Origin of the sequence: Enterococcus sp. MSG3299 (assembly GCF_050555765.1) — a bacterium.
In the GTDB taxonomy this organism is placed as follows: Bacteria; Bacillota; Bacilli; order Lactobacillales; family Enterococcaceae; genus Enterococcus; species Enterococcus faecalis.
Window position 1 is genome coordinate 617,047 of sequence record NZ_CP187869.1, and the last position, 22,135, is coordinate 639,181.

At 38.1% G+C, this 22,135-nt stretch carries 23 protein-coding genes; 21 read left to right on the forward strand and 2 right to left on the reverse strand.

Translation table 11 applies throughout. The features are described 5' to 3' along the window. The first annotated feature begins 17 nt into the window (after window positions 1-17). From IGL23_RS03120 to cshA, 13 genes are all read left to right on the forward strand, one after another. The gene (locus IGL23_RS03120) at window positions 18-716 is read left to right on the forward strand and encodes a DUF4310 family protein (RefSeq protein ID WP_033595083.1); all 699 of its coding nucleotides are present in this window, start codon (window positions 18-20) and stop codon (window positions 714-716) included. A 127-nt stretch (window positions 717-843) separates the two neighbouring features. Next, the gene (locus IGL23_RS03125) at window positions 844-2,157 is read left to right on the forward strand and encodes a PTS sugar transporter subunit IIC (protein ID WP_002358780.1); all 1,314 of its coding nucleotides are present in this window, start codon (window positions 844-846) and stop codon (window positions 2,155-2,157) included. Window positions 2,158-2,182: 25 nt separating this feature from the next. Further along, window positions 2,183-2,482 carry a hypothetical protein gene (locus IGL23_RS03130; protein WP_025188881.1) on the forward strand — a complete coding sequence of 100 codons (300 nt, stop codon included), beginning with the start codon at window positions 2,183-2,185 and terminating at the stop codon, window positions 2,480-2,482. Window positions 2,483-2,490: 8 nt separating this feature from the next. Continuing rightward, entirely contained in the window at window positions 2,491-3,579 is a 1,089-nt protein-coding gene (locus IGL23_RS03135; protein WP_002355714.1) for a DUF871 domain-containing protein, read from the forward strand. An 8-nt stretch (window positions 3,580-3,587) separates the two neighbouring features. Beyond that, window positions 3,588-4,697, forward strand: a complete 1,110-nt coding sequence (locus tag IGL23_RS03140) for an amidohydrolase/deacetylase family metallohydrolase (protein ID WP_033595085.1) — start codon at window positions 3,588-3,590, stop codon at window positions 4,695-4,697. Then, window positions 4,687-5,793: a DgaE family pyridoxal phosphate-dependent ammonia lyase gene (locus IGL23_RS03145; protein WP_033595087.1), complete on the forward strand. Its 1,107-nt coding sequence runs from the start codon at window positions 4,687-4,689 to the stop codon at window positions 5,791-5,793. Before IGL23_RS03140 ends, IGL23_RS03145 begins: the two co-directional genes overlap by 11 nt. A 3-nt stretch (window positions 5,794-5,796) precedes the next feature. Then, the gene (gene dagF / locus IGL23_RS03150) at window positions 5,797-6,540 is read left to right on the forward strand and encodes a 2-dehydro-3-deoxy-phosphogluconate aldolase (RefSeq protein WP_033595089.1); all 744 of its coding nucleotides are present in this window, start codon (window positions 5,797-5,799) and stop codon (window positions 6,538-6,540) included. 9 nt (window positions 6,541-6,549) lie between these two features. Beyond that, window positions 6,550-7,560, forward strand: coding sequence for a sugar kinase (locus IGL23_RS03155; protein ID WP_033595091.1), 1,011 nt, complete (start codon window positions 6,550-6,552; stop codon window positions 7,558-7,560). Between the two features lie 93 nt (window positions 7,561-7,653). After that, on the forward strand, window positions 7,654-8,682 hold the full coding sequence (locus IGL23_RS03160) for a DNA topoisomerase II (RefSeq protein ID WP_033595093.1): 1,029 nt from the start codon (window positions 7,654-7,656) through the stop codon (window positions 8,680-8,682). Next, a complete protein-coding gene (locus tag IGL23_RS03165; protein WP_010775653.1) occupies window positions 8,679-9,125 on the forward strand; it encodes a YaiI/YqxD family protein in 447 nt (148 codons plus the stop codon). Before IGL23_RS03160 ends, IGL23_RS03165 begins: the two co-directional genes overlap by 4 nt. A gap of 140 nt (window positions 9,126-9,265) precedes the next feature. Then, window positions 9,266-10,336: a D-alanine--D-alanine ligase gene (locus IGL23_RS03170; protein ID WP_033595095.1), complete on the forward strand. Its 1,071-nt coding sequence runs from the start codon at window positions 9,266-9,268 to the stop codon at window positions 10,334-10,336. Between the two features lie 78 nt (window positions 10,337-10,414). Further along, window positions 10,415-11,788, forward strand: a complete 1,374-nt coding sequence (locus IGL23_RS03175) for a UDP-N-acetylmuramoyl-tripeptide--D-alanyl-D-alanine ligase (protein ID WP_002355722.1) — start codon at window positions 10,415-10,417, stop codon at window positions 11,786-11,788. A gap of 302 nt (window positions 11,789-12,090) precedes the next feature. Then, window positions 12,091-13,638 carry a degradosome RNA helicase CshA gene (gene cshA, locus IGL23_RS03180; RefSeq protein WP_002355724.1) on the forward strand — a complete coding sequence of 516 codons (1,548 nt, stop codon included), beginning with the start codon at window positions 12,091-12,093 and terminating at the stop codon, window positions 13,636-13,638. Between the two features lie 60 nt (window positions 13,639-13,698). Here the strand turns inward: cshA and IGL23_RS03185 are convergent, their stop codons facing one another. Next, window positions 13,699-13,965, reverse strand: a complete 267-nt coding sequence (locus IGL23_RS03185; protein WP_002379158.1) for a hypothetical protein — start codon at window positions 13,963-13,965, stop codon at window positions 13,699-13,701. 304 nt (window positions 13,966-14,269) lie between these two features. Here IGL23_RS03185 and acpS point away from each other — a divergent pair, with 304 nt between their 5' ends. The 7 genes from acpS to lepB all read left to right on the forward strand — a co-directional run bounded on the left by acpS (window position 14,270) and on the right by lepB (window position 19,609). Next, the gene (gene acpS / locus IGL23_RS03190) at window positions 14,270-14,623 is read left to right on the forward strand and encodes a holo-ACP synthase (RefSeq protein ID WP_033595097.1); all 354 of its coding nucleotides are present in this window, start codon (window positions 14,270-14,272) and stop codon (window positions 14,621-14,623) included. A gap of 29 nt (window positions 14,624-14,652) precedes the next feature. After that, a complete protein-coding gene (gene alr / locus IGL23_RS03195; RefSeq protein WP_002355728.1) occupies window positions 14,653-15,768 on the forward strand; it encodes an alanine racemase in 1,116 nt (371 codons plus the stop codon). Between the two features lie 15 nt (window positions 15,769-15,783). After that, on the forward strand, window positions 15,784-16,161 hold the full coding sequence (locus IGL23_RS03200; RefSeq protein WP_002355729.1) for a type II toxin-antitoxin system PemK/MazF family toxin: 378 nt from the start codon (window positions 15,784-15,786) through the stop codon (window positions 16,159-16,161). A gap of 318 nt (window positions 16,162-16,479) precedes the next feature. Beyond that, a complete protein-coding gene (locus IGL23_RS03205; RefSeq protein ID WP_002364743.1) occupies window positions 16,480-17,175 on the forward strand; it encodes a hypothetical protein in 696 nt (231 codons plus the stop codon). Between the two features lie 24 nt (window positions 17,176-17,199). Next, window positions 17,200-18,495, forward strand: a complete 1,296-nt coding sequence (locus tag IGL23_RS03210; RefSeq protein WP_033595099.1) for a hypothetical protein — start codon at window positions 17,200-17,202, stop codon at window positions 18,493-18,495. Continuing rightward, complete coding sequence (locus IGL23_RS03215; RefSeq protein WP_002396532.1) at window positions 18,476-18,802, forward strand: hypothetical protein; 327 nt, start codon at window positions 18,476-18,478, stop codon at window positions 18,800-18,802. Before IGL23_RS03210 ends, IGL23_RS03215 begins: the two co-directional genes overlap by 20 nt. Before the next feature lie 57 nt (window positions 18,803-18,859). Further along, complete coding sequence (gene lepB / locus IGL23_RS03220; protein ID WP_033595102.1) at window positions 18,860-19,609, forward strand: signal peptidase I; 750 nt, start codon at window positions 18,860-18,862, stop codon at window positions 19,607-19,609. A 54-nt stretch (window positions 19,610-19,663) separates the two neighbouring features. Here the strand turns inward: lepB and IGL23_RS03225 are convergent, their stop codons facing one another. Then, on the reverse strand, window positions 19,664-21,142 hold the full coding sequence (locus IGL23_RS03225; RefSeq protein ID WP_033595104.1) for a helix-turn-helix domain-containing protein: 1,479 nt from the start codon (window positions 21,140-21,142) through the stop codon (window positions 19,664-19,666). 173 nt (window positions 21,143-21,315) lie between these two features. Here IGL23_RS03225 and IGL23_RS03230 point away from each other — a divergent pair, with 173 nt between their 5' ends. Beyond that, window positions 21,316-22,068 (forward strand): tyrosine-protein phosphatase, encoded by a 753-nt coding sequence (locus IGL23_RS03230; protein WP_002355736.1) that lies wholly within the window; start codon window positions 21,316-21,318, stop codon window positions 22,066-22,068. Window positions 22,069-22,135 lie beyond the last annotated feature (67 nt).

Sequence of the window (22,135 nt, forward strand, 5' to 3'; positions counted from 1 at the left end):
AAAAGGAGGTCTCATAGATGGAACAGCAAGAAAAAAATGAATGGGCACAACAAGAACAAGAAATTCAAGAAGGTTTAAAAGGCAAAAGTTTTTGGTATGCTGATTGGGGCTTTCCCATTTTAGTCGGGATTATGTCAGCGGCAATTTTTGCAGGAACACATATGTATGTAGTTTATGGTGTGGGCGCCTTTAATGAAGTTTCAATTGTTGCGATGCTAAAAGCTGGTTTAGATGGTGGTTCTTATGGCGCTGCCGCAGCATTTGGTGCAAGTTTCCTGTTTGCACGAATTTTAGAAGGTTCTTTAGTCGGGATTTTAGATTTAGGTGGCTCAATTTTAACGGGGATCGGGATTGGCGTACCTGCAATTTTCCTCAGCATGGGTATTAAAGCACCTGTAGAAAACTTTGGCTTAGCCCTTTTAACAGGTGCGCTACTAGGGTTAGCAGTTGGTGGCGTAATTGTGTTGATTCGGAAATTTACTATCAATCAAGGAAATTCCACTTTTGGTGCGGATGTGATGATGGGGGCTGGTAATGCCTCAGGACGTTTCTTAGGCCCGTTAATTATTTTGAGTGCGGCGGGTGCTTCGATTCCTATTGGGATTGGTGCCACATTAGGCGCTTTAGGTTTTTACATTTGGAAAAAGCCAATCGCTGGGGGCGCAATTTTAGGCGCAATGATTTTTGGTGCAATATTCCCGGTTTCTTTACAATAAGAAAAAGCCTTTTGTTTTGCACTTTCTCTGTCACAAATAAGAATAATCGTTTACATTATAATGTTACTATGTTATTATAAATGCGAAATAATTATTATTTTTATTAGTTGAACGGAGGAATTAACAAATGAATGGTTTTGTACAGTGGATGGAAGTTAAGTTAATGCCGATTGCGAATAAATTTGGTTCGCAACGCCATATGACAGCGATTAGAAAAGGATTAATTGCAACGATGCCTTTAACAATTGTGGGCTCATTCTTTACAATTTTTCAAAATATTCCAATTGAGGCATACACAAAATTGATTGAACCTTATCAAGCAATTTTAGATATTCCTTCCCGCTATACGATGGGGTTACTTGCACTTTATGCAACATTTGGGATTGCTTCATCATTGGCCAAAAGTTATAAGCTTGACTCTTTGACGTGCGGAATTTTAGCATTAATGGCCTTTTTAGTAACAGCGGCACCACCAACACGTGTCTTTGAAGATGTTGACAACGTCATTACAGCAGGGCGCTATATTAATTTAGCAAATTTAGGTTCAGCTTCTTTATTTGGTGCGATTGTAACAGCGCTGTTATCTGTTGAAATTTATCGCTTCTTTATTGAAAAAGATATTATGATTAAGATGCCAGATGGCGTACCGCCTGAAGTGTCAAATTCATTTATTGCGTTAATTCCAGGAGCAGTTATTCTTTTATTATTCTGGGTTATTCGCCACGTAATTGGTTTTGATTTGAATGGTTTCTTGAGTACGTTATTAATGCCACTTAAAGGTATCCTTGCTGGTAACAGTTTATTTGGTGGCTTACTAACAGTCTTCTTAATCTGTTTCTTCTGGGTTTTAGGGATTCATGGTCCAGCGATTATGGGCCCAGTTATTCGTCCTTTCTGGGATATGTCGATTGCAGAAAACCTTGAAGCTTTTACCAATGGTGCAAACGTTCATCAGTTACCTAATATTTTTACAGAACAGTTTTTACAATGGTTTATCTGGATTGGTGGCGCTGGAACTACGCTTTCTTTAGTTGTTTTAATGATGTTTTCTAAATCAACGTATCTGAAAAGTCTTGGCCGTTTATCGTTCTTACCAGGCTTGTTTAATATTAATGAACCAGTTATTTTCGGAACGCCGATCGTAATGAATCCTATTTTAGGTATTCCGTTTATCGTGGCACCGTTAATTACCACAACGTTATCTTATTTCTTAACAGTCGCTAATATAATTCCGATGATGGCTGCACGCTTAGCGTTTGCAATTCCAGCACCAATTGCTGCTTGGATGAGTACCAATTGGAGTTTTTCGGCCGCAGTATTAGTGATTGTTAACTTCTTAATTACAATGGCTATCTACTATCCATTTTTCAAAGTTTATGAAAAACAACAATTGGATAAAGAAGCAGAAGAATTAGCAGCTGAACAAGCAGCAAAAAATTAAAAAATGTTAGGGCGGGTGTTCTGATATGAATATCCTGCCCCTTCTAAGTCAGAGAAGAAAGTCAGGAGCGTATAAGATGATTATTTGGTTCATTTTCTTTTTTATCGTTAGTCAAATTATTATAGAAAAAGGGCAGTTGCCTACTGTTGTTTATCAACTTGGTTTAGTAAAGACGTTGGTTTTTACGGCAGTTTGTATTACTCTTTCCATGATAATTGGCGGATTTCTAAATCAACCAGTATTGTTCGTTGGCTCTACAACAATCCTGTGTAGCTCGGTGATTGCTTGGAAATTTCGAAATAAATTTGAAAATAGCGGAGTGTGAGAACGAAGATGAAAAGAGCATTAGGTGTATCAGTTTATCCAGATCATAGTGATATCAATCAAGATAAAGCGTATTTAAAAAAAGCCAGCGAATGTGGGTTTACTCGCATTTTTATGAGTATGTTAGAAGTGACCGATGGCAAAGAAGCGGTTCAGAAAAAATTTAAAGAATTAATTAGTTATGCGAAAAATTTAGGATTTGAAACAATTTTAGATGTCGTTCCAAGTATCTTTGATGAATTGGAAATTTCATATGATGATTTGACTTTTTTCAGCGAATTAGGAGCTGATGGGATTCGGTTGGATACAGGTTTTGATGGAAATAAAGAAGCCATGTTGACGTTTAATCCATTCGGCGTGGCTATTGAGTTGAATATGAGTAATGATGTCGCTTATCTTGATAACATTTTGACGTATGAAGCGAATCGACCTTTCTTATATGGTTGTCATAACTTTTATCCACAAGCGGGAACTGCATTGCCGTATGATTTCTTTGAAAAATGTAGCATCCGTTTTAAAAAGGAAGGTATTCGGACAGCTGCTTTTATTTCATCACAGGTAGGTGAAATTGGTCCTTGGGATGTGAATGATGGGCTACCTACTTTAGAAATGCATAGACAGTTGCCAGTCACTGTTCAAGCTAAACATTTATTTGCAACAAATTTAATTGATGATGTTGTTATTGGAAATGCTTATGCTTCCAACGAAGAATTAGAAGCATTGGGTCAGTTGAATCGTTATCAAACAGAATTGACCATTGTTTTTGAAGAAGCGACTTCTGAAATTGAAAAAGAAATCGTAACAAAAAATCAACATTTTCGCCGTGGAGATATCACTCAGCAGATGATTCGTTCCACAGAAGTGCGTAAAAAATATAAAAATGAAGCTAATCCCCCACATGATAATCAAGCAATGCTACAACCTGGAGATGTTGTTGTGGGAAATGATGCATTTGGAAAATACAAAAATGAATTACAAGTCGTTTTAGAACCACATCAAGACTCACGCAAAAATCGAGTAGGGCGTATTATAGAAGAAGAACTTGTATTATTAGAATTCATTAAGCCTTGGACAAAATTTAGATTTATAGAAAAGTAGGGAAGAATATGGACTACGATTTACTTATAAAAAATGGACAGACAGTAGATGGTATGCCTGTTGAAATTGCAATTAAAGAGAAAAAAATAGCTGCTGTTGCAGCAACTATTTCAGGTTCTGCAAAAGAAACTATCCACTTAGAACCAGGTACTTATGTATCCGCAGGCTGGATAGATGATCACGTTCATTGTTTTGAAAAAATGGCTCTTTATTATGATTATCCAGATGAAATTGGGGTCAAAAAGGGTGTTACGACAGTGATTGATGCTGGGACAACAGGTGCTGAAAACATTCATGAATTTTATGACTTAGCGCAGCAAGCAAAAACAAATGTTTTTGGATTAGTCAATATTTCTAAATGGGGCATCGTTGCTCAGGACGAACTCGCAGATTTAAGTAAAGTACAAGCGAGTTTGGTCAAAAAAGCGATTCAAGAATTACCAGATTTTGTTGTAGGGATTAAAGCCCGTATGAGTAGAACCGTTATTGGCGATAACGGCATTACGCCTTTAGAATTGGCCAAACAGATTCAGCAAGAAAACCAAGAAATTCCCTTAATGGTTCACATTGGATCAGCACCGCCTCATTTAGATGAAATTTTAGCCTTGATGGAAAAAGGGGATGTCCTAACCCATTGTTTTAATGGGAAAGAAAATGGCATCTTAGACCAAGCAACGGATAAAATAAAAGACTTCGCTTGGCAAGCGTACAACAAAGGGGTCGTATTTGATATCGGGCATGGTACGGATAGTTTCAATTTTCACGTAGCTGAAACAGCGTTGCGCGAGGGAATGAAAGCTGCATCAATTAGCACAGATATCTACATCCGTAACCGAGAAAATGGTCCTGTTTATGATTTAGCCACAACGATGGAAAAACTCCGTGTGGTCGGCTATGATTGGCCAGAAATTATTGAGAAGGTAACCAAGACTCCTGCTGAGAATTTCCATTTAACGCAAAAAGGCACGTTGGAAATAGGTAAAGATGCTGATTTAACGATTTTCACGATTCAAGCAGAAGAAAAAACATTGACTGATTCTAATGGATTGACACGAGTAGCCAAAGAGCAAATTCGCCCAATCAAAACAATTATTGGAGGACAAATCTATGACAATTAGTTACGAAAAATTTCACTTAAAAGAAGTCATCAACGCTTCTGGGAAAATGACCATTCTAGGTGTCTCCAAAGTTTCGGAGGCAGTCCTAGCAGCGCAACGATTCGGCGGCGAACATTTCTTTGAAATGAGTGAACTTAGTGTGCAAACAGGGGCCTTTTTAGCCAACTTGTTGAAGGCAGAAGATGCCCAAATCGTTTCCTCGGCTTCGGCGGGGATTGCCCAATCGGTGGCTGCCTTGATTGGAAAAGGCAGCTTGTACCACGCGTATCATCCTTATACAGAAAAAATCGAACAGCGAGAGATTGTTTTACCTAAAGGGCACAACGTGGACTATGGCACGCCTGTAGAAGTTATGGTAGCGCAAGGCGGCGGCCAAGTGGTGGAAGCTGGCTACGCCAACATGTGCAGTCCAGAACACGTGGAAATGATGATTTCTGAAAAAACAGCGGCCATTCTATACATCAAAAGCCACCATACTGTGCAAAAAAGTATGCTGACGGTGGCCGAAGCGGCCAAAGTGGCGCAACGCCGCAAGGTGCCGCTGATTGTTGACGCGGCAGCAGAAGAAGATCTTTTCAAATACACTGAAGCAGGCGCTGATTTGGTGATTTACAGCGGCGCCAAAGCCATTGAAGGGCCAAGTGCCGGTTTAGTGGTCGGGAAAAAAGAATACATTGACTGGGTGCGCCTACAAGGCAAAGGCATTGGTCGAGCAATGAAAATTGGCAAAGACAATATCCTGGGCTTTACGCAAGCAGTGGAAGAATACTTGGCACATGGCAGTGAATCAGGGGCTTCGATGCAAGAACGCTTAAAACCGTTTGTTGAAGCCATCAACAACCTGTCAGATTTAACCGCCAAAATTGTCCAAGATGGCGCTGGCCGAGACATTTATCGCGCCAGTGTCAAAGTGGACGGCAGAAAAAACGCTAAGGAAGTCATCCAAGCGTTAAAAGCAGAAAGTCCAGCCATTTATACGCGTGAATATCAAGCCAACAATGGCATCATTGAATTTGACATTCGTTCTGTCAATCAGGAAGAAATGAACAAAATCGTGCAACGATTACAAGAAATTATGGACACAAAGGAGAAATAAGTCATGTCATTAAAACCTAATTATTTAGAAGAACGCATTTGTTTAAATGTTTTAGCCAATTCAGTAGAAAATGCCCAAGCCTGTTATGAAGCAGCAGAAGGGCATGTTGTGTTAGGCGTCCTTTCAAAAAACTATGAAACCGATGAAGCAGCCATTGACGATATGAAAAAATACCAAGCAGCAACCAACAACGCTTTATCTGTCGGCTTAGGGGCTGGCGATCCTAATCAAAGTCAAATGGTGGCTCGCTTATCAGAAGTTTTACAACCGCAACACGTGAACCAAGTCTTCACAGGTGTCGGCGCTTCGCGGGCCTTACTTCGTCAAGACGAAACAGTGATTAATGGCTTGGTTTCACCCACAGGCAAAGTTGGCTATGTCAACATTGCGACAGGTCCGTTAAGCTCTGGTGCGCCAGCGGCGGAAGTGCCTATCGAAACCGCCATCAAATTGTTGAAAGACATGGGGGGCAGTTCCATTAAATATTTCCCGATGAAAGGCTTGGCTCACAAAGAAGAATACCAAGCAGTAGCAGCAGCTTGTGCCAAGTATGACTTTTATTTAGAACCAACAGGGGGCATTGATTTAGCAAACTTTGAAGAAATTGTTCAAATTGCGGTGGATGCCGGCGTTAAAAAAATCATTCCTCATGTCTACAGCTCAATTATCGATCAAGAAACAGGGGACACTAGAACAGAAGACGTGAAAACGTTACTAACCATGATGAAAAACACATTGAATAAGTAGGTGGCAAAGATGAAAATTGCTGCGTTTGGTGAAGTCATGCTTCGTTTCACTCCGCCAGAGTATCTAATGTTAGAACAAACAGAGCAGTTAAGAATGAACTTTGTAGGGACTGGCGTAAATCTCTTAGCAAATTTGGCTCATTTTCAACTAGAAACAGCATTGATTACGAAATTACCTGCCAATCGTCTTGGTGAAGCTGGCAAAGCAGCGCTAAGGAAGTTAGGAATTTCAGATCAATGGGTAGGAGAAAAGGGCGATCATATTGGTAGTTTTTTTGCAGAAATGGGTTATGGAATCCGACCCACACAAGTAACTTATCAAAATCGCCATCAGAGTGCTTTTGGCATCAGCGAGGCGAAGGACTACGATTTTGAGGCCTTTTTAGCGGAAGTAGATATGGTGCATATTTGTGGTATTTCGTTAAGTTTAACTGAAAAAACTCGTGATGCTGCTTTGATACTTGCTCAAAAGGCGCATACCTGTCAAAAGAAAGTTTGTTTTGACTTTAATTATCGACCTAGTTTGAATACAGCAAATAGCGCACTCTTTATGCGTCAACAGTACGAACGCATTTTACCTTATTGTGATATTGTTTTTGGCAGTCGACGTGATTTGGTCGAACTATTAGGTTTCATTCCGCGAGAAGATTTAGAAGGTGAGGCACAAGAAACTGAACTGATTCAGCGTTTCATGTCTCAATACAATTTGGAATGGTTTGCTGGGACAACGAGAAGTCATTCCCAAAATCAAAACTACTTAAGTGGATATTTATATACTCAAAATGAGTACCAACAGAGTGAAAAAAGACCGCTTCTTAATCTTGATCGAATTGGCGCTGGTGATGCTTATGCGGCGGGGATTTTATATGGCTATAGCCAAAATTGGTCGTTAGAAAAGGCAGTTACCTTTGCCACAGTCAATGGGGTCCTTGCACATACGATTCAAGGAGATATTCCTTTGACAACGGTCAAACAAGTGAATCACGTTCTTGAGCATCCGAATATTGATTTAATTCGTTAAAGAAGAAAACCAGAAGAAAAGTCGTGTGTGGCTTTTCTTCTGGTCTTTTTTTCATTATAATTAAAAGAAACAGATTGCAAAGGAGGCAGCAGGATGAGTGTTGCACATCTTTTAACAGTTTTAGAAAATGATGAATTTATTGAACGGATTCAAAAACGACCAGAAGCGTTCATTGGAACGACTGGCTTAGTCGGCTTAGAGAATTTACTTGTTCAGACAATTAATGGTTTATTAGAGTTTTTCATTGAAAAGAATCAAGGGAAAATTGCTATACAGTTATCGCGTCAACAAATCTCTTTTCAGGTATCTTCCACACGACCGCTTGTTTTTGAACAAAAGCAAGTCGATTTAGAACCACCTTTTCTGTATTTATCTGTTTTACAAGCCTTCTCAAAACAAGTAGGAATCAGTATCGATCAAGAAAAACAGCGGACTATTTTTATTTACCATCAAGGGCAATTGAAAAAACGATTATTATTACCTATTGAAGAAACCCAGGAACGAATTGAAGTCTTGGTTTGGCCAGATACGCAAATTTTTGGTACAGAATCACTTTCTTATATGCGTGTTTTACAACAATGTCAACAGATTGCCATGTTGAATCCAGGCTTAAAGATTCTCTTAACACAAGAAGAGGAACAAAAAAATCTTTGTTATTACCCTAAAGGTTTAAGTAATTATTTATTTGAAAAAGATAACCCATTAACTAGAAAAGCTGCACCGATTATTCAAGCCAAGCAAACAGAATTGGCCCTTGTTCAATTTATTTTGAGTAAAAATCATGCGCCGCAAGTGCAAAAAACATTTGTTAATGGGCATTATCCCAGTCTTGGTGGAACCCACTATGAGGGCTTTCTTGATGGCGTAGTGGCCGCCTTCAATCAATTTTTAGAGGAGCAACATTACTCATTATCTGTGACAGCAGATAGTTTTTTAGCAGAATTTGATTTTGTTTTAGCCATTACGATACCAAAGCCCCGCTACACGGATGCAACGAAAACCATTTTAAGAAATACAGAGTTATATGAAGTGGTTAAAGAAGTCGTTTTTGACGAATTACAACACTACTTTCAACGTCATACCAAATGGTTAGAGCAAGGAAGAAGCGAGGGAAATGAATGAAAATTTTTGTCGATGGCGATGGTTCACCTGTGAAAGAGACGGTTATTGAAGTCGCTGTAGAGAAAGCTTTGGATGTGGTGATTGTTACTAGTGTAGATCATTATTCCTTAAAAGATTATCCAGAAAATGTCTCTTTTGTGTATGTTGATAAAGGAGCGGATGCTGCTGATTTTAAAATTGTGCAGTTAATAAAAAAAGGGGATCTTTTAATTACACAAGATTATGGCTTAGCTTCCTTGGTTTTGCCAAAGGGAGTGTCAGTTTTACATCAACTAGGTTATCAATATACGAAAGAAAATATTGATGGATTGTTAGAACAACGCTATTTTAGTGGCCAAATTCGGCGAAAAGGTGGCCGAACGAAAGGACCTAAACCTTTTACAGACAAAGATAGAACAACGTTTAAACAAGCCCTTATTGAGCTGGTGGAACGGAGTCTTTAGTAAGGAAAAGGCAAGTAAAGAATTTTTCCTTCACTAAATTTGCTTCTATTATGAAACTGGGTTTTATGCTAAAATAAGTAAGGATAATTTGAAAAATAATTTTTTCTAAAAGACAGGAAAGAAACTAGGAGGACAAGCATTTGAAGATTATTTTGTTGTATGGCGGCAGAAGTGAAGAGCACGATGTGTCTGTTTTGTCTGCATATTCCGTTTTAAATGCAATCTATTATAAATATTATCAAGTACAGTTAGTCTTTATTAGTAAAGATGGTCAATGGGTAAAAGGCCCTCTCTTATCTGAACGACCACAAAATAAAGAAGTTTTACATTTAACTTGGGCACAAACACCTGAAGAAACAGGCGGATTTTCAGGAAAACGAATCAGTCCTTCGGAAATTTATGAAGAAGAAGCGATTGTTTTCCCTGTTTTACATGGGCCAAATGGCGAAGATGGAACAATTCAAGGATTCATGGAAACCATTAATATGCCTTATGTGGGCGCAGGTGTCTTAGCTAGTGCTAACGCAATGGACAAAATCATGACGAAATATCTTTTACAAACTGTTGGCATTCCACAAGTACCATTCGTGCCAGTTTTAAGAAGTGACTGGAAAGGAAATCCGAAAGAAGTCTTTGAAAAATGTGAAGGTTCTTTAATCTATCCGGTCTTTGTTAAACCTGCCAATATGGGTTCTAGTGTAGGAATTAGCAAAGCGGAAAATCGTGAAGAATTGCAAGAAGCATTGGAAGAAGCTTTCCGTTATGATGCCCGAGCAATTGTTGAACAAGGGATTGAAGCACGTGAAATTGAAGTAGCCATTTTAGGAAATGAAGATGTCCGTACGACTTTACCTGGTGAAGTGGTGAAAGATGTCGCTTTCTATGATTATGATGCAAAATACATCAATAACACGATTGAAATGCAAATCCCAGCGCATGTTCCAGAAGAAGTAGCCCATCAAGCGCAAGAATACGCTAAAAAAGCGTATATTATGTTAGATGGAAGTGGCTTAAGTCGCTGTGATTTCTTCTTAACAAGCAAAAACGAATTATTCCTGAATGAATTGAACACCATGCCTGGTTTTACTGACTTTAGTATGTATCCTTTACTATGGGAAAATATGGGCTTGAAATACAGTGATTTAATTGAGGAACTGATTCAGTTAGCTTTGAATCGTTTTAAACAACGCCAAGAATTTTATAATAACTAAGAAGAAAAAATCACACAAGACTGGGACATGACAAGACTTTGGCATGTCCCAGTCCCTGTGTCAGAGGAGCAAAACATAATGAAATTAACCTTCTGGGAAGTAGCGCAAGCGGTTGAAGCCAGTAATGATTGGCAACAATGGCCTGATTTTCCTTTAACAGGCATTGAATTTGATAGTCGTAAAATTGTGAAAGGAAACCTCTTTGTTCCTTTACAAGGTGAAAATGATGGTCATCGTTTTATTGAGAGTGCCATGGCTAATGGCTGTCAGGCCGCTTTTTGGGGACAGGATTTAGTCGATGCGCCGCAACAACTGCCTGTTTTGCATGTTACTGATCCACTGGTTGCTATGCAAAAATTAGCTACCTATTATTTAAATAAAATGCAACCGAATGTCATCGCTGTGACTGGCAGTAATGGAAAAACCACCACTAAAGATTTAATTGCTGCTGTGTTATCTGAAAAGTTTGTGACTTACAAAACGCAAGGCAATTACAATAATCAAATTGGCTTACCCTATACTATTTTACACATGCCTGATGAAACAGAAAAACTGATTTTAGAAATGGGCATGGACCATGCTCAGGAAATTTCTTTCCTTTCCAATCTGGCTCAGCCAGAAGTTGCTGCCATCACAATGATTGGCGAAGCCCATGTGGAAAATTTAGGCTCACGAGCAGGCATTGCACAAGCAAAAATGGAAATCGTAGATGGTTTAGCCAAAGACGGTAGTTTATTTGTGCCAAGCGACGAACCTTTGCTAGAACCATTGGTGGAAAAAGTCACGCAACAAGTGATTACTTTTGGTTTTAGCCAGGAAAGTCAACTTCAAGGAATCGTCACAAATGAAGCCAAAGAGCAAACCTCATTCAAAATCAGTGATACACAAATGACGTTTACGATTCCAGTGCCAGGAACCTATAATGTCACCAATGCATTAATCGCAATTGGCATTGGTCGGTATTTCCAATTAACGGATAGTGAGATTCAAAAAGGGTTGGCTACAGCGGAACTAACAAAGAATCGGACAGAATGGCTGAAAGCAGCGAATGGTGCCGAAATTTTAAGTGATGTGTACAATGCCAATCCGACAGCTATGGGTCTTGTTCTAGACAGTTTTAGCAAAATGTCCAAAGTAGGAAAACGAATTGCTGTTTTAGGAGACATGCTGGAATTAGGTCCTGATTCTGCTGCCATGCATCAAGCAATGGCGCAGCATTTAGCCCCAGATGCGATTGAAGAAGTCTTTTTATATGGTTCTGAAATGGCTTATTTAGCTGATAAATTGCAAGAAACCTATGCACCAGCTAACATTCATTCTTTTAAAAAAGAAGAAAAAAATGAGTTGATTGAAGCTGTCAAAAAAGTCTTACAACCAGAAGATATGGTGGTTTTAAAGGGAAGTAACGGGATGGGACTTCGTGAAGTCATCGATGCACTTTTAGAAAAGTAAATAAGTTTCATAAAACTTGCTGAAAATAGGATTCTATGATAGAATGACCTATTGCCGGAAGATGACGAGAAAAATTGAATCGTAGTAAATAAAATAGATCTATTTCTATGTTTAATAATAAATGTGAAGCTGAACGACCACGTTTGGCTTTTCTAATGCCATAAGGTGAATTTTTCGGTGAAATCAGGAAAGAAGAAATAGTTGGCACACTATAATGGATTTCTTTTTAACAACTGAAAGTGAAGACACCTGAAACTAGGAAGAAATCGTTCTTTCCGAAACAAAATCTAGGAGGATATCATTTGAAATTTAAAGAACTTGGTTTAGCGCCAGAATTATTATCAGCGGTAGAACGCGCAGGCTTCGAGGAAGCAACCCCTATTCAATCAGAAACAATTCCGTTAGCGTTAGCAGGAAAAGACGTAATCGGACAAGCACAAACAGGAACAGGGAAAACCGCTGCTTTTGGCTTACCAATGCTTAACAAAATTGACGCAGACAACCGCGTTATTCAAGGATTAGTCATTGCACCAACCCGTGAGTTGGCTATCCAAACACAAGAAGAGTTATTCCGTTTAGGCCGCGATAAAAAGATTCGCGTCCAAGCCGTTTACGGTGGGGCTGATATCGGTCGCCAAATCCGTGGACTAAAAGATCGTCCACATATCGTTGTAGGTACACCAGGACGTTTACTAGACCATATTAACCGTCGTACCTTGAAATTAGAAACTGTTGAAACATTAGTTTTAGACGAAGCAGATGAAATGTTAAACATGGGCTTCTTGGAAGACATTGAAAAAATCATCTCACAAGTGCCAGAACAACGTCAAACACTTCTATTTTCAGCAACTATGCCGCCAGCAATCAAGAATATTGGCGTGAAATTCATGAAACAACCAGAACATGTGAAGATTAAAGCCAAAGAAATGACGGCTGATTTAATTGATCAATATTATGTACGTTCAAAAGACTTTGAAAAATTTGACATTATGACACGTTTACTAGACGTGCAAACCCCAGAATTGACCATTGTCTTTGGTCGGACAAAACGCCGTGTTGATGAACTTGCCCGCGGGTTAGAAGCGCGTGGTTACAAAGCAGAAGGCATCCATGGCGACCTATCACAACAAAAACGGATGAGCGTTTTACGTTCATTCAAAAATGGTAACTTAGATATCTTAGTGGCAACAGATGTAGCAGCACGTGGGTTAGATATTTCAGGTGTCACTCATGTCTATAACTACGATATTCCACAAGATCCAGAAAGTTATGTTCACCGTATTGGTCGGACAGGTCGTGCTGGTAAAGGCGGTATGTCTGTGACGTTTGTAACACCAAACGAAATGGGTTACTTACATGTCATCGAAAACCTAACGAAAAAACGGATGACACCATTACGTCCACCAACCGAAAAAGAAGCATTTAAAGGACAATTAAGTGCAGCTGTTGAAACCATCGAAAGTGATCTAGAAGAAAATGGTTTAGACAAATATCTAGAATCTGCTGAAGCGTTATTAGAAAAATATTCAGCGACAGACTTAGCTGCGTTATTATTAAAAACAGTAGCGAAAGATCCAGCAGATGCGGTTCCTGTAAAAATTACCCCAGAACGACCATTGCCTTCAAATAAAAAAGGCTTTAACAAAAATGGCCGTGGTGGTGGCGGTGGGAACAACCGTAATCGCAACCGTGGTGGCAATGGTAAAGGTGGCAGCTATCGTGGCAACAAAAACCATAAAGATGGCGACCGTAATTACAAAAATAGCGACCGCAAAAATAAAGATCAACGTGGCGGCAAACGTCATAACGATAAAAAACGTGGTTTCGTCATTCGCGAAAACGCCAAATAATCAAAAGAGCGAGTGTTCCGTCTATGAACGGAACACTCGCTCTTTTTTGGTAGATAATCGTTAAATAGAAAAACTTAAAAAAAGTAAAAAAGGCATCAAAATGATATAGAAAAAGAAAAACGCCAAAATTATCCAAGTTTTCAACGGGGAAGTTAGATTGAAAAGCTTCAGTTTTTGTTGTAGCAAATGAATGGTTAGAATCCAAACCAGTTGCAAGAGAAAAAATAGGCTGGGATTTTTAAAGAAGATTGGAAATATGTAGAGCAACAAAGTAAAAATAAATAGGGCGCAACGAAGTAACTTTTTTTGCCGAGAAGTTAAAGTCATACATTTTTCTCCTTTTTCTTTTTATTCTCCCATAAGTAGCCAAAATTTGCTATAAAATATCAGAACATCCGCTTAGTTTCCTGATTTTTTTCCGATACTTCTTAGTTGTTGTCTTACTTTTATAAAAATTCAGAAAAATTTTATAAAAATGTAAATAGGAAGAAAACGTATGGTACTTCAATTTGTGTGAGGATCTTGTAAAACATTCTTTATTTTTTTAGCGAATCAGTGGAAAAATTTTGAAATTTTGTTAAAATGAAAGGTAATTCGGAGTAACTATATTAAATAGGAAGTAAGGCGGAAAATGATAAAGGGAATTGGTATTGACGCAGTAGAATTAAGTCGGATAAAACCGATTGTTGAAAAACAAGGATCGTTTATTCAACGGGTTTTAACACCTAACGAATTGACCCTTTTTGAAAAGTTATCTACAAAACGTCAAATAGAATTTTTAGCTGGTCGTTTTGCTTGTAAAGAAGCGTTTTCTAAAGCATGGGGCACAGGGATTGGCAAGGTTGGTTTACAAGATATTGAGGTGCTGACTGAAAAAACAGGTGCACCATACGTAGCAAACTCGCCCCATAATGGTAAAGTGTTTGTCTCGATTACGCACACAGAAACTATGGCGATTGCACAAATTATTTTAGAAAGCGAATAATAGAAGCAACGAAGAAAGAAGGATGTACAATGGTCGTTGGATGGCATCGTCCTACACGGTTACATATCGATACGCAAGCAATTACTGAAAATGTCCAAAAGGAATGTCAACGTTTGCCAGAAGGAACCGCTTTATTTGCAGTTGTAAAAGCGAACGGCTATGGGCATGGCGCCGTAGAATCCGCCAAAGCGGCGAAAAAAGGTGGCGCGACAGGTTTTTGTGTCGCCTTATTGGATGAAGCAATTGAATTGAGAGAAGCAGGTGTTCAGGACCCCATTTTAATTTTGAGTGTGGTAGACTTAGCTTATGTGCCTTTGTTGATTCAATATGATTTGTCTGTAACGGTAGCTACACAAGAATGGTTAGAAGCTGCTCTTCAACAACTAACGCCTGAGAGTAACACGCCATTACGTGTTCACTTAAAAGTCGATACTGGCATGGGACGGATTGGTTTTTTAACCCCGGAAGAGACCAAGCAAGCAGTGCGGTTTGTTCAATCCCACAAAGAATTTTTATGGGAAGGGATTTTTACTCATTTTTCAACAGCTGATGAAATCGATACAAGCTATTTTGAAAAACAAGCAGGGCGTTTTAAGGCTGTTCTAGCAGTTTTAGAAGAGTTACCTCGGTATGTCCATGTTAGCAATAGTGCGACAGCGTTATGGCATCCTGATGTGCCAGGAAACATGATTCGCTATGGGGTAGCCATGTATGGATTGAACCCTTCAGGTAATAAGCTGGCCCCAAGCTATGCGTTAAAGCCGGCCTTACGGTTGACCAGTGAACTTATCCATGTAAAACGCTTAGCGGCTGGTGAAGGGATTGGCTATGGCGAAACCTACGTAACTGAAGCTGAAGAATGGATTGGGACAGTGCCAATCGGCTATGCAGATGGCTGGTTGCGTCATCTCCAAGGATTTACAGTGCTCGTGAATGGTAAGCGTTGCGAAATCGTCGGACGAGTGTGTATGGATCAATGTATGATTCGTTTAGCAGAAGAAGTTCCTGTCGGCTCAGTCGTTACATTAGTTGGAAAAGATGGCAATGAAGAAAATACGTTACAAATGGTAGCCGAAAAATTAGAAACCATTCATTATGAAGTTGCATGTACTTTCTCACAAAGAATCCCCAGAGAATATAACTAGATAGGAGGTTCCACTATGGTCAAACGCGGAGATATTTATTTTGCAGACCTTTCCCCAGTAGTGGGCTCGGAACAAGGTGGCGTCAGACCTGTCCTTGTTGTCCAAAATAACTTAGGTAATCATTTTAGCCCAACGATTATCGTTGCGGCGATTACAGCCAAAATGGCAAAGCCAAAATTGCCAACACATATCGGGATTAATTCTGATGAAACAGGCATTGAAAAAGATTCAGTGATTCTTTTAGAGCAGATTCGAACAATCGATAAGGGTCGCTTGAAAGAAAAAGTTTGTCATTTGAGACTTGATATTATGGAAGAAGTTGATCGTGCCTTAGGCATCAGTGTTGGACTTAGTAGCGATTCAGCCCCAGCAAAAGCAAATTCAGCTACATAAAGAACGATAGCTACTATGAAATCAACAAAGACTAATTGGATTTTTTTAAAAGCGACTGATCTAGTTCGGTTCGCTAAACATAGTTTGAGTAAAAGCGAGAGAGATGGCCAAGTGGCATCTCTCTTTTTTTGTTTTATATTTTAAAAATTAAAATATAAATATAAAATATAAAATTTTATCATTGTATTTTAAATAAAGTTGTTGGCAAGGCTCAAACGGAATGTTACAATCAATACTATATAGAGTTTTTAAAGAGCGTAACAGGTGATTTTACAAGTTTTGATTGTCGAGCGATGACATAAAGGAGATTATATTTGTATGATGATTGTTGTACTTTTAATGAGTAGTTGCTTATTTTTATTTGTAAGCTATCAATTGTATTTGCGATTACTTGTCGAAAAACTGGATTCAGAGGACCGGACATTAAAGAGGAAAATAAATTTCTATAAGTATCAGAAAAATAGTCGTTTAATGATTTATTTATTGTTTAGTGTTTGTCTACTTAGCGTATTATTGTTAGGAATTGTTTATACATATTATCAATTAAATCAACGAAATATCCGCATGGAACAACGGATCGAGCGTTTGGCACAAGGCCAAGCTACTCAAGGTGACAAAATAAAAAAACAAGCGATTAAAAAAACAGCCTTAAATCAGTTTCCCTGGAAGCAAGCTGTTTCGGCAGAATCGGCCGCTGTCTTGACTAATTATGAATTACAATTAGCGCGTGAATGGCGTCCTTACTTCGGAGAGACGAGTATCACAATAATTAGAAGTGAAAAAACACAAACCTTGACACTGTCTGTTTTTTCAGTTGGCTTAAGTTACCATGAATTTCAAACAGGCCAAGACAATATTGTAGCACTTATTGCAGCGTTGAATTCAGTTAAAGAAATTACCATGATTGATTTTAATTTTACTTATCGAGATCAAGAGCAAACCCTTGTCAAATCCATTGATACGTATGCTCGTGAGACGTTGGAAACAAATTTGGAGCCTGTCGTGATTAGTTAAAAGGACGAGAGAAAGGACATATAGATGACAAAAAGACGTTTAATCAAAAAAATTAAAGATATTTCGGATGATACGCTTGAAAAAGAAGTCTTTTTTCAGCCAGGATTCGAACCAGAAAAAATAATTAGCGGAATCAAACCAGAACAACAGGAAAAAGAAATGGCGACGTTAAGAGAAAGGCTCGCCTACTATCAGAAAAAAGAAACAGCCTTTAAAAAACTTCAAGAAGAAAATGAGCAATTAAAGAACCAACAAGAAACGGAAAAACAAGCATTAGAAGAAAAAAATCAGTCATTACTTGAAATACTAAATCAAAAGGAACATGAAATTTTTGAATTGGAAGAGCAACTGGAAACAAACAGTGAAACCACGACAGAGGCTACCACTCTTCAAACAAATCTGCAAAATGCAGAAAAACAATTAACCACTGTACATAATCAAATGGAACGTTTAGAAAGTGAATTAACGCAGCAAGTGGCAGAATTAGAAAAAGAATCGGCTGAACAGCAACAACATATCCAGACATTACACAACCAGTTAGCAGAAGAAAAAGGAAAGTTGGAGAAAAAAGGAGATATTACAGGAATGGAAAAGCAAGTAGAAACGTTAACGACAGAATTAGAAGAAAGCACAACGACTCAACAAGCATTGCAGGAACAAATTGAAAAACTAACTGTACAATTACAAAAAGTAGAAGCCGAAAAACAAGCCTTACAAGAGGCTGTCCAACAAGAAGTGATTGTGAAACAACGCATGGAGGAGTTAAAGAATGAGCTTCAAAATAGTTTACAGCAAAAAAATGAAGCAGAAGTAAAACTAGGTCGACTACAAGGTGTCAATGACAAACATCTTGCTGAAAAGCAAGTTTACGAAGGAGAATTAGCTGCTCTAAGAAAAGAAGTAGAGGCCAAAGAAGACAGTTTAGAACAAGTTCAAAAAGAATTGAAGACACTACAAGCCGTTTCAAAAAATATTGAACCGAGTAGTGAGCAGTTAACAGAACTGCTACGCGCAAAACAGCAAATTAACGATTTATTAATGAAAAATCAGCAATTACAAGAAGAGGCTTTAAAATCGCAACAAGAAATTGGCGAAGTGATGGTTTCTGCCAAAAAAGAAGCCAATCGGATTGTTAATGAAGCGAAAGTAGAAGCAAAACACCTAATCAATTCTGCAGAATTAGAAATGTTAAATATTGGTAATCGAGCGAAAAGTATTTCGAATGAAGTCGAAGCGTCAAAAGTAGAAGTACTTGAGATTTATCGCGAATTAGAGGAACGCTTAACTAAACTGACACGTCTTGAACAAGATAACTATTAATAAAATGGTCAGTAAAAAGTTAATGGGAGCAAGGAAACTACATTGTCTTGGGGTCCTTTTTTTAGCTGTTACATTAAGTAGCTCCGCAGAAAGATTACAGGCTGCTGCTGTCTCAAAGGAAGAGCAGTCGCTAAGGCAACCGCTTATCAGGAAAAACATCGTAACAGAGAAGAGCGAATATCTTGTAGAAGCAAATCAAAGTATTTGGGAGCTGGCACAAGATGCGCAGAAACCATTGAATCAGTTTATGAAGGAAAACCAGTTACGTAGTAGTTATATAAAAAAAGGAACGCAATTAGTTAAATAGAAAAAAGGAGCAAGAAAGGAAAAGTTTATTTAAGAAGCTTTTCCTTTTAAGAAAACGATGAAAGAATGGATAAAGCCCGTTATGCGAACAATTCGCCACATTAAGCGCGCCTTCTTGAAGCAAAAGTTGCCTGCGACATATCAGCTAAAAAAGCAAAAGGCTAACACAGCAATGGAATATTTGCTTGAGCAAACAGATAACCATCAATCAATAAGAGGACCGAAAAGAAAAATGACCGCTGAAGAGATTAAAAAAAAACGGCAAGCCTACCAAAAGAAACAACGCGTCCAAGTCGTTAAATTTTTTATGCCAGCTATTCTTTTCGCCATTTTTGTGTTCTTTTTTGTGTTAAAGACATCTAGCTACCCAATTGCTGGGCAATCCATGAAGCCGACACTTAACGCAGGGGAACGAGTCTTAGTACAACGGACGAAGCAAGTAGCAAGGTACGATGTGATTGCATTTAAAGCACCGCTAGCTAGCAAAGGTACGTACGTCAAGCGAATCATCGGGGTTCCTGGTGATCGAATTTGGGTAAACGAGGGAAAACTTTATCTTTCAGAAGAACCTATAGCAAGCGATAATGAGGCACTGCCTGAGAATGCCAGTCGTTTTGACTTATCAGAAGAAGCGGCAGCCCAACTTCGCCTGTTTCAGAAGATTCCAGCTGGTCATTACTTTGTCTTAGGGGACAATCGTACGCATTCAAGTGATAGTCGTACGTTCGGCTTTGTCGAGATACAAGCGATTGAAGGAATCGTGGTATTTAAAATGGCGCCGTTTAAAGAAATAGGGAAAGTAAAATAAAAAGCTTAAGTCAGCCATCTGAGAGTAGGGCACTTAAGCTTTTTTTATTAGAGATTATTTGCCCAATAACAATTGAATGATTTTTTCAATTGATTGTAGGTCGTAACGATTACTAATATCCGAAAAAATATAGTAATGGTCATACTGGGCAACGAGCTGTTCATTATTGGTATTCATTAAAAGCAAATCATAATGGTTTTCTGCGTTGTAAGGCTCAATTTTCAGCGGATATTTTCCAGCGATACTCTGTTGTATTTTTTGTGCTACCAACTCGCTATAAGCACTGCTCAGTGAGTGATAAACACCAATCGTTATTTTTTTTTCATTTAATTCAGCAATGTGATTCAAAATAAGTGTATAATTAATTTCAGTAAATTGATTTTGGTACTTAGAAGCAGTGGCTTTTGTGGCAAAGTTCGTTGTAGCGATCTCCACTAATTCGTAAACTTCACTTTCGCTAAAAGGATGACGTAAGACTTTCAAAAGTGACTGAATTGTCCAATAATCAAAGGATAAAATAAATCCTGAAAAATAATAGAGTTGCGCATGTAATTGGAAAAGTAAATTTTCAATATAAAGTAGCCGAATAGGCAGCACGTAATGGGATAAATAACCACGTGCTTTAAGGTACGTTAAAATGACCCGGTTCATTTCGTTAAGATACGTTTTTTCAATTCGTTGTTGTTTTGCTAAACGAAAGGCGAAAGCAGCATTCGCAGAATAATTATGCATGGAACAAAAAAAGTCATAAAACATATAGGATTCGTTGATTGTATATGGACGGTCGATTCTTTTCATATATGTATGTATAGATAAATTAATTTCTTCAAATAAAGGTCGATCGAGTTGGACATCATGTGGACTAATCGTTGGCAGGGGTTCTAAAACCATGCGACGAAAAGAAATTTTCATCCAAAGTTTAATTTGGAGAATTTCTGTATGGTCAAAGGTAATTCTGGGGATTTCTTGTAGTATCTCGATTAATCCTAGGTATTGATTGGCCAGTTCTTTTTCTAAATCTGTTTTTTCTTCAAAGATAAACCAGAAAAAATTAAAAAAGAAAAAGCGAATTTGTTTTTCTTCGCCGACAAGTTTTCCTCGTTTGATACGTAAATTAAACTCATTGAGTAAGTCATTTAATTCAACAATTTTTCGATAATAGGTAGCAGAGCTAATGGCATAATTCTGTTGGAAATACCCGCCATTTATTTCATTTTTATGGAAGAGTTGCTGGACCATGTGAAACTTAATAGATTTATCTAAGAACAACATGATCATTGCTTTCATGGAAAAGGTAGGCGCTTTATTTAGATATAGAGTGTCACCTAATACTGTTAAGGTGAGGTTTTCTTGAAGTTGCTCTTCTTTCAAAAATTGCTCTAAAAAAGAAAGATACTCATTCAATGTTGGTAAACTAATATTGAAAAAATCTACTAATTCATTTCGTGTCGCTTGGCCTTTATTATTATATAGGAACAATAAAATATCATTCATATAATCATAAGGCTTTTCTAAAAAATCTCGTTTTAGCATCGTTACTCACCTCTCTTTTAAGAATACTGTATCTATGATAAAATGGCAATAAACAACTGATAAAAAGATTGTTTTTTGAGGTGTTTTTTATTATTGTTGAGAAAAAGAAATAAAAAGAAAAAACAAAGTATTTAAATGATAACAAAATAATTAAAATGAAGGAGCGATAGAACATGAACAGCGTGGTGAACTTTAGAGATATTGGAGGATTTCCAACGCAACAAGGCACAGTTGTCAAGACAGGGCATTTTTTTCGGAGTGGTGAACTCGTCAATGTTGCACAAGCGGATCAACAGAAACTGGTAGAGGACTATCAAATTAAACGAATCTATGATTTTAGAAGTGCAGCGGAAACGCAAGAACGACCAGATGATTCAATTCAAGGAACCAACTATCTACATATAGATATTTTGGCCGATATTCAGGCGCAGACTGCTTCATTAGAAGGAATGCTTAAAACGGTTGGTTCACCCGATGAAGCAATGGACATGGCTTATAAGGAAATGGTTCTTTCCAATTCGGGGCGCAAAGGTTACCAAACATTTTTTGAAAACTTTTTAAGTTATCCACAAGAAGCTATTTTATTTCATTGTTTCGCAGGAAAAGATCGAACAGGAATCGGCGCAGCCTTGATATTAAGTGCTTTAGGTGTGGAACATTCTTATATTTTAGAAGATTATTTAAAGACGAACGAGCAAAGAAAAACCGCTAACGAGCAAATTATTGCGCAATATCAAGCAAATGGAACGCCTCCAGCAGAAATTCAACAATTAGAAACGCTGCTTTATGTGAAAAAAGAGTACTTAGCGACCGCTTTACAGGCGATTGAAAAAGAATTTGGTTCGGTAGAGGGCTATTTAAAAGAGGGACTCGGCTTACCTTTATCCGCCAAAAAAGACATGCTAAGTCTGTACACAAAATCATAGATCCTAAAAAAAGGACTATCCTTTCTAAAAAAGAAGTTTTATAATAGAAAAGAATCTGTTTGTAAGG

Bases quoted from the DNA above. Each gene is read 5' to 3' on its own strand.
- IGL23_RS03120 (WP_033595083.1), top strand. From the start codon at position 18: ATGGAACAGCAAGAAAAAAATGAATGGGCACAACAAGAACAAGAAATT.
- IGL23_RS03125 (WP_002358780.1), top strand. From the start codon at position 844: ATGAATGGTTTTGTACAGTGGATGGAAGTTAAGTTAATGCCGATTGCG.
- IGL23_RS03130 (WP_025188881.1), top strand. From the start codon at position 2,183: ATGAATATCCTGCCCCTTCTAAGTCAGAGAAGAAAGTCAGGAGCGTAT.
- IGL23_RS03135 (WP_002355714.1), top strand. From the start codon at position 2,491: ATGAAAAGAGCATTAGGTGTATCAGTTTATCCAGATCATAGTGATATC.
- IGL23_RS03140 (WP_033595085.1), top strand. From the start codon at position 3,588: ATGGACTACGATTTACTTATAAAAAATGGACAGACAGTAGATGGTATG.
- IGL23_RS03145 (WP_033595087.1), top strand. From the start codon at position 4,687: ATGACAATTAGTTACGAAAAATTTCACTTAAAAGAAGTCATCAACGCT.
- dagF (WP_033595089.1), top strand. From the start codon at position 5,797: ATGTCATTAAAACCTAATTATTTAGAAGAACGCATTTGTTTAAATGTT.
- IGL23_RS03155 (WP_033595091.1), top strand. From the start codon at position 6,550: ATGAAAATTGCTGCGTTTGGTGAAGTCATGCTTCGTTTCACTCCGCCA.
- IGL23_RS03160 (WP_033595093.1), top strand. From the start codon at position 7,654: ATGAGTGTTGCACATCTTTTAACAGTTTTAGAAAATGATGAATTTATT.
- IGL23_RS03165 (WP_010775653.1), top strand. From the start codon at position 8,679: ATGAAAATTTTTGTCGATGGCGATGGTTCACCTGTGAAAGAGACGGTT.
- IGL23_RS03175 (WP_002355722.1), top strand. From the start codon at position 10,415: ATGAAATTAACCTTCTGGGAAGTAGCGCAAGCGGTTGAAGCCAGTAAT.
- IGL23_RS03185 (WP_002379158.1), bottom strand. From the start codon at position 13,965: ATGACTTTAACTTCTCGGCAAAAAAAGTTACTTCGTTGCGCCCTATTT.
- acpS (WP_033595097.1), top strand. From the start codon at position 14,270: ATGATAAAGGGAATTGGTATTGACGCAGTAGAATTAAGTCGGATAAAA.
- alr (WP_002355728.1), top strand. From the start codon at position 14,653: ATGGTCGTTGGATGGCATCGTCCTACACGGTTACATATCGATACGCAA.
- IGL23_RS03200 (WP_002355729.1), top strand. From the start codon at position 15,784: ATGGTCAAACGCGGAGATATTTATTTTGCAGACCTTTCCCCAGTAGTG.
- IGL23_RS03205 (WP_002364743.1), top strand. From the start codon at position 16,480: ATGATGATTGTTGTACTTTTAATGAGTAGTTGCTTATTTTTATTTGTA.
- IGL23_RS03210 (WP_033595099.1), top strand. From the start codon at position 17,200: ATGACAAAAAGACGTTTAATCAAAAAAATTAAAGATATTTCGGATGAT.
- lepB (WP_033595102.1), top strand. From the start codon at position 18,860: ATGAAAGAATGGATAAAGCCCGTTATGCGAACAATTCGCCACATTAAG.
- IGL23_RS03225 (WP_033595104.1), bottom strand. From the start codon at position 21,142: ATGCTAAAACGAGATTTTTTAGAAAAGCCTTATGATTATATGAATGAT.
- IGL23_RS03230 (WP_002355736.1), top strand. From the start codon at position 21,316: ATGAACAGCGTGGTGAACTTTAGAGATATTGGAGGATTTCCAACGCAA.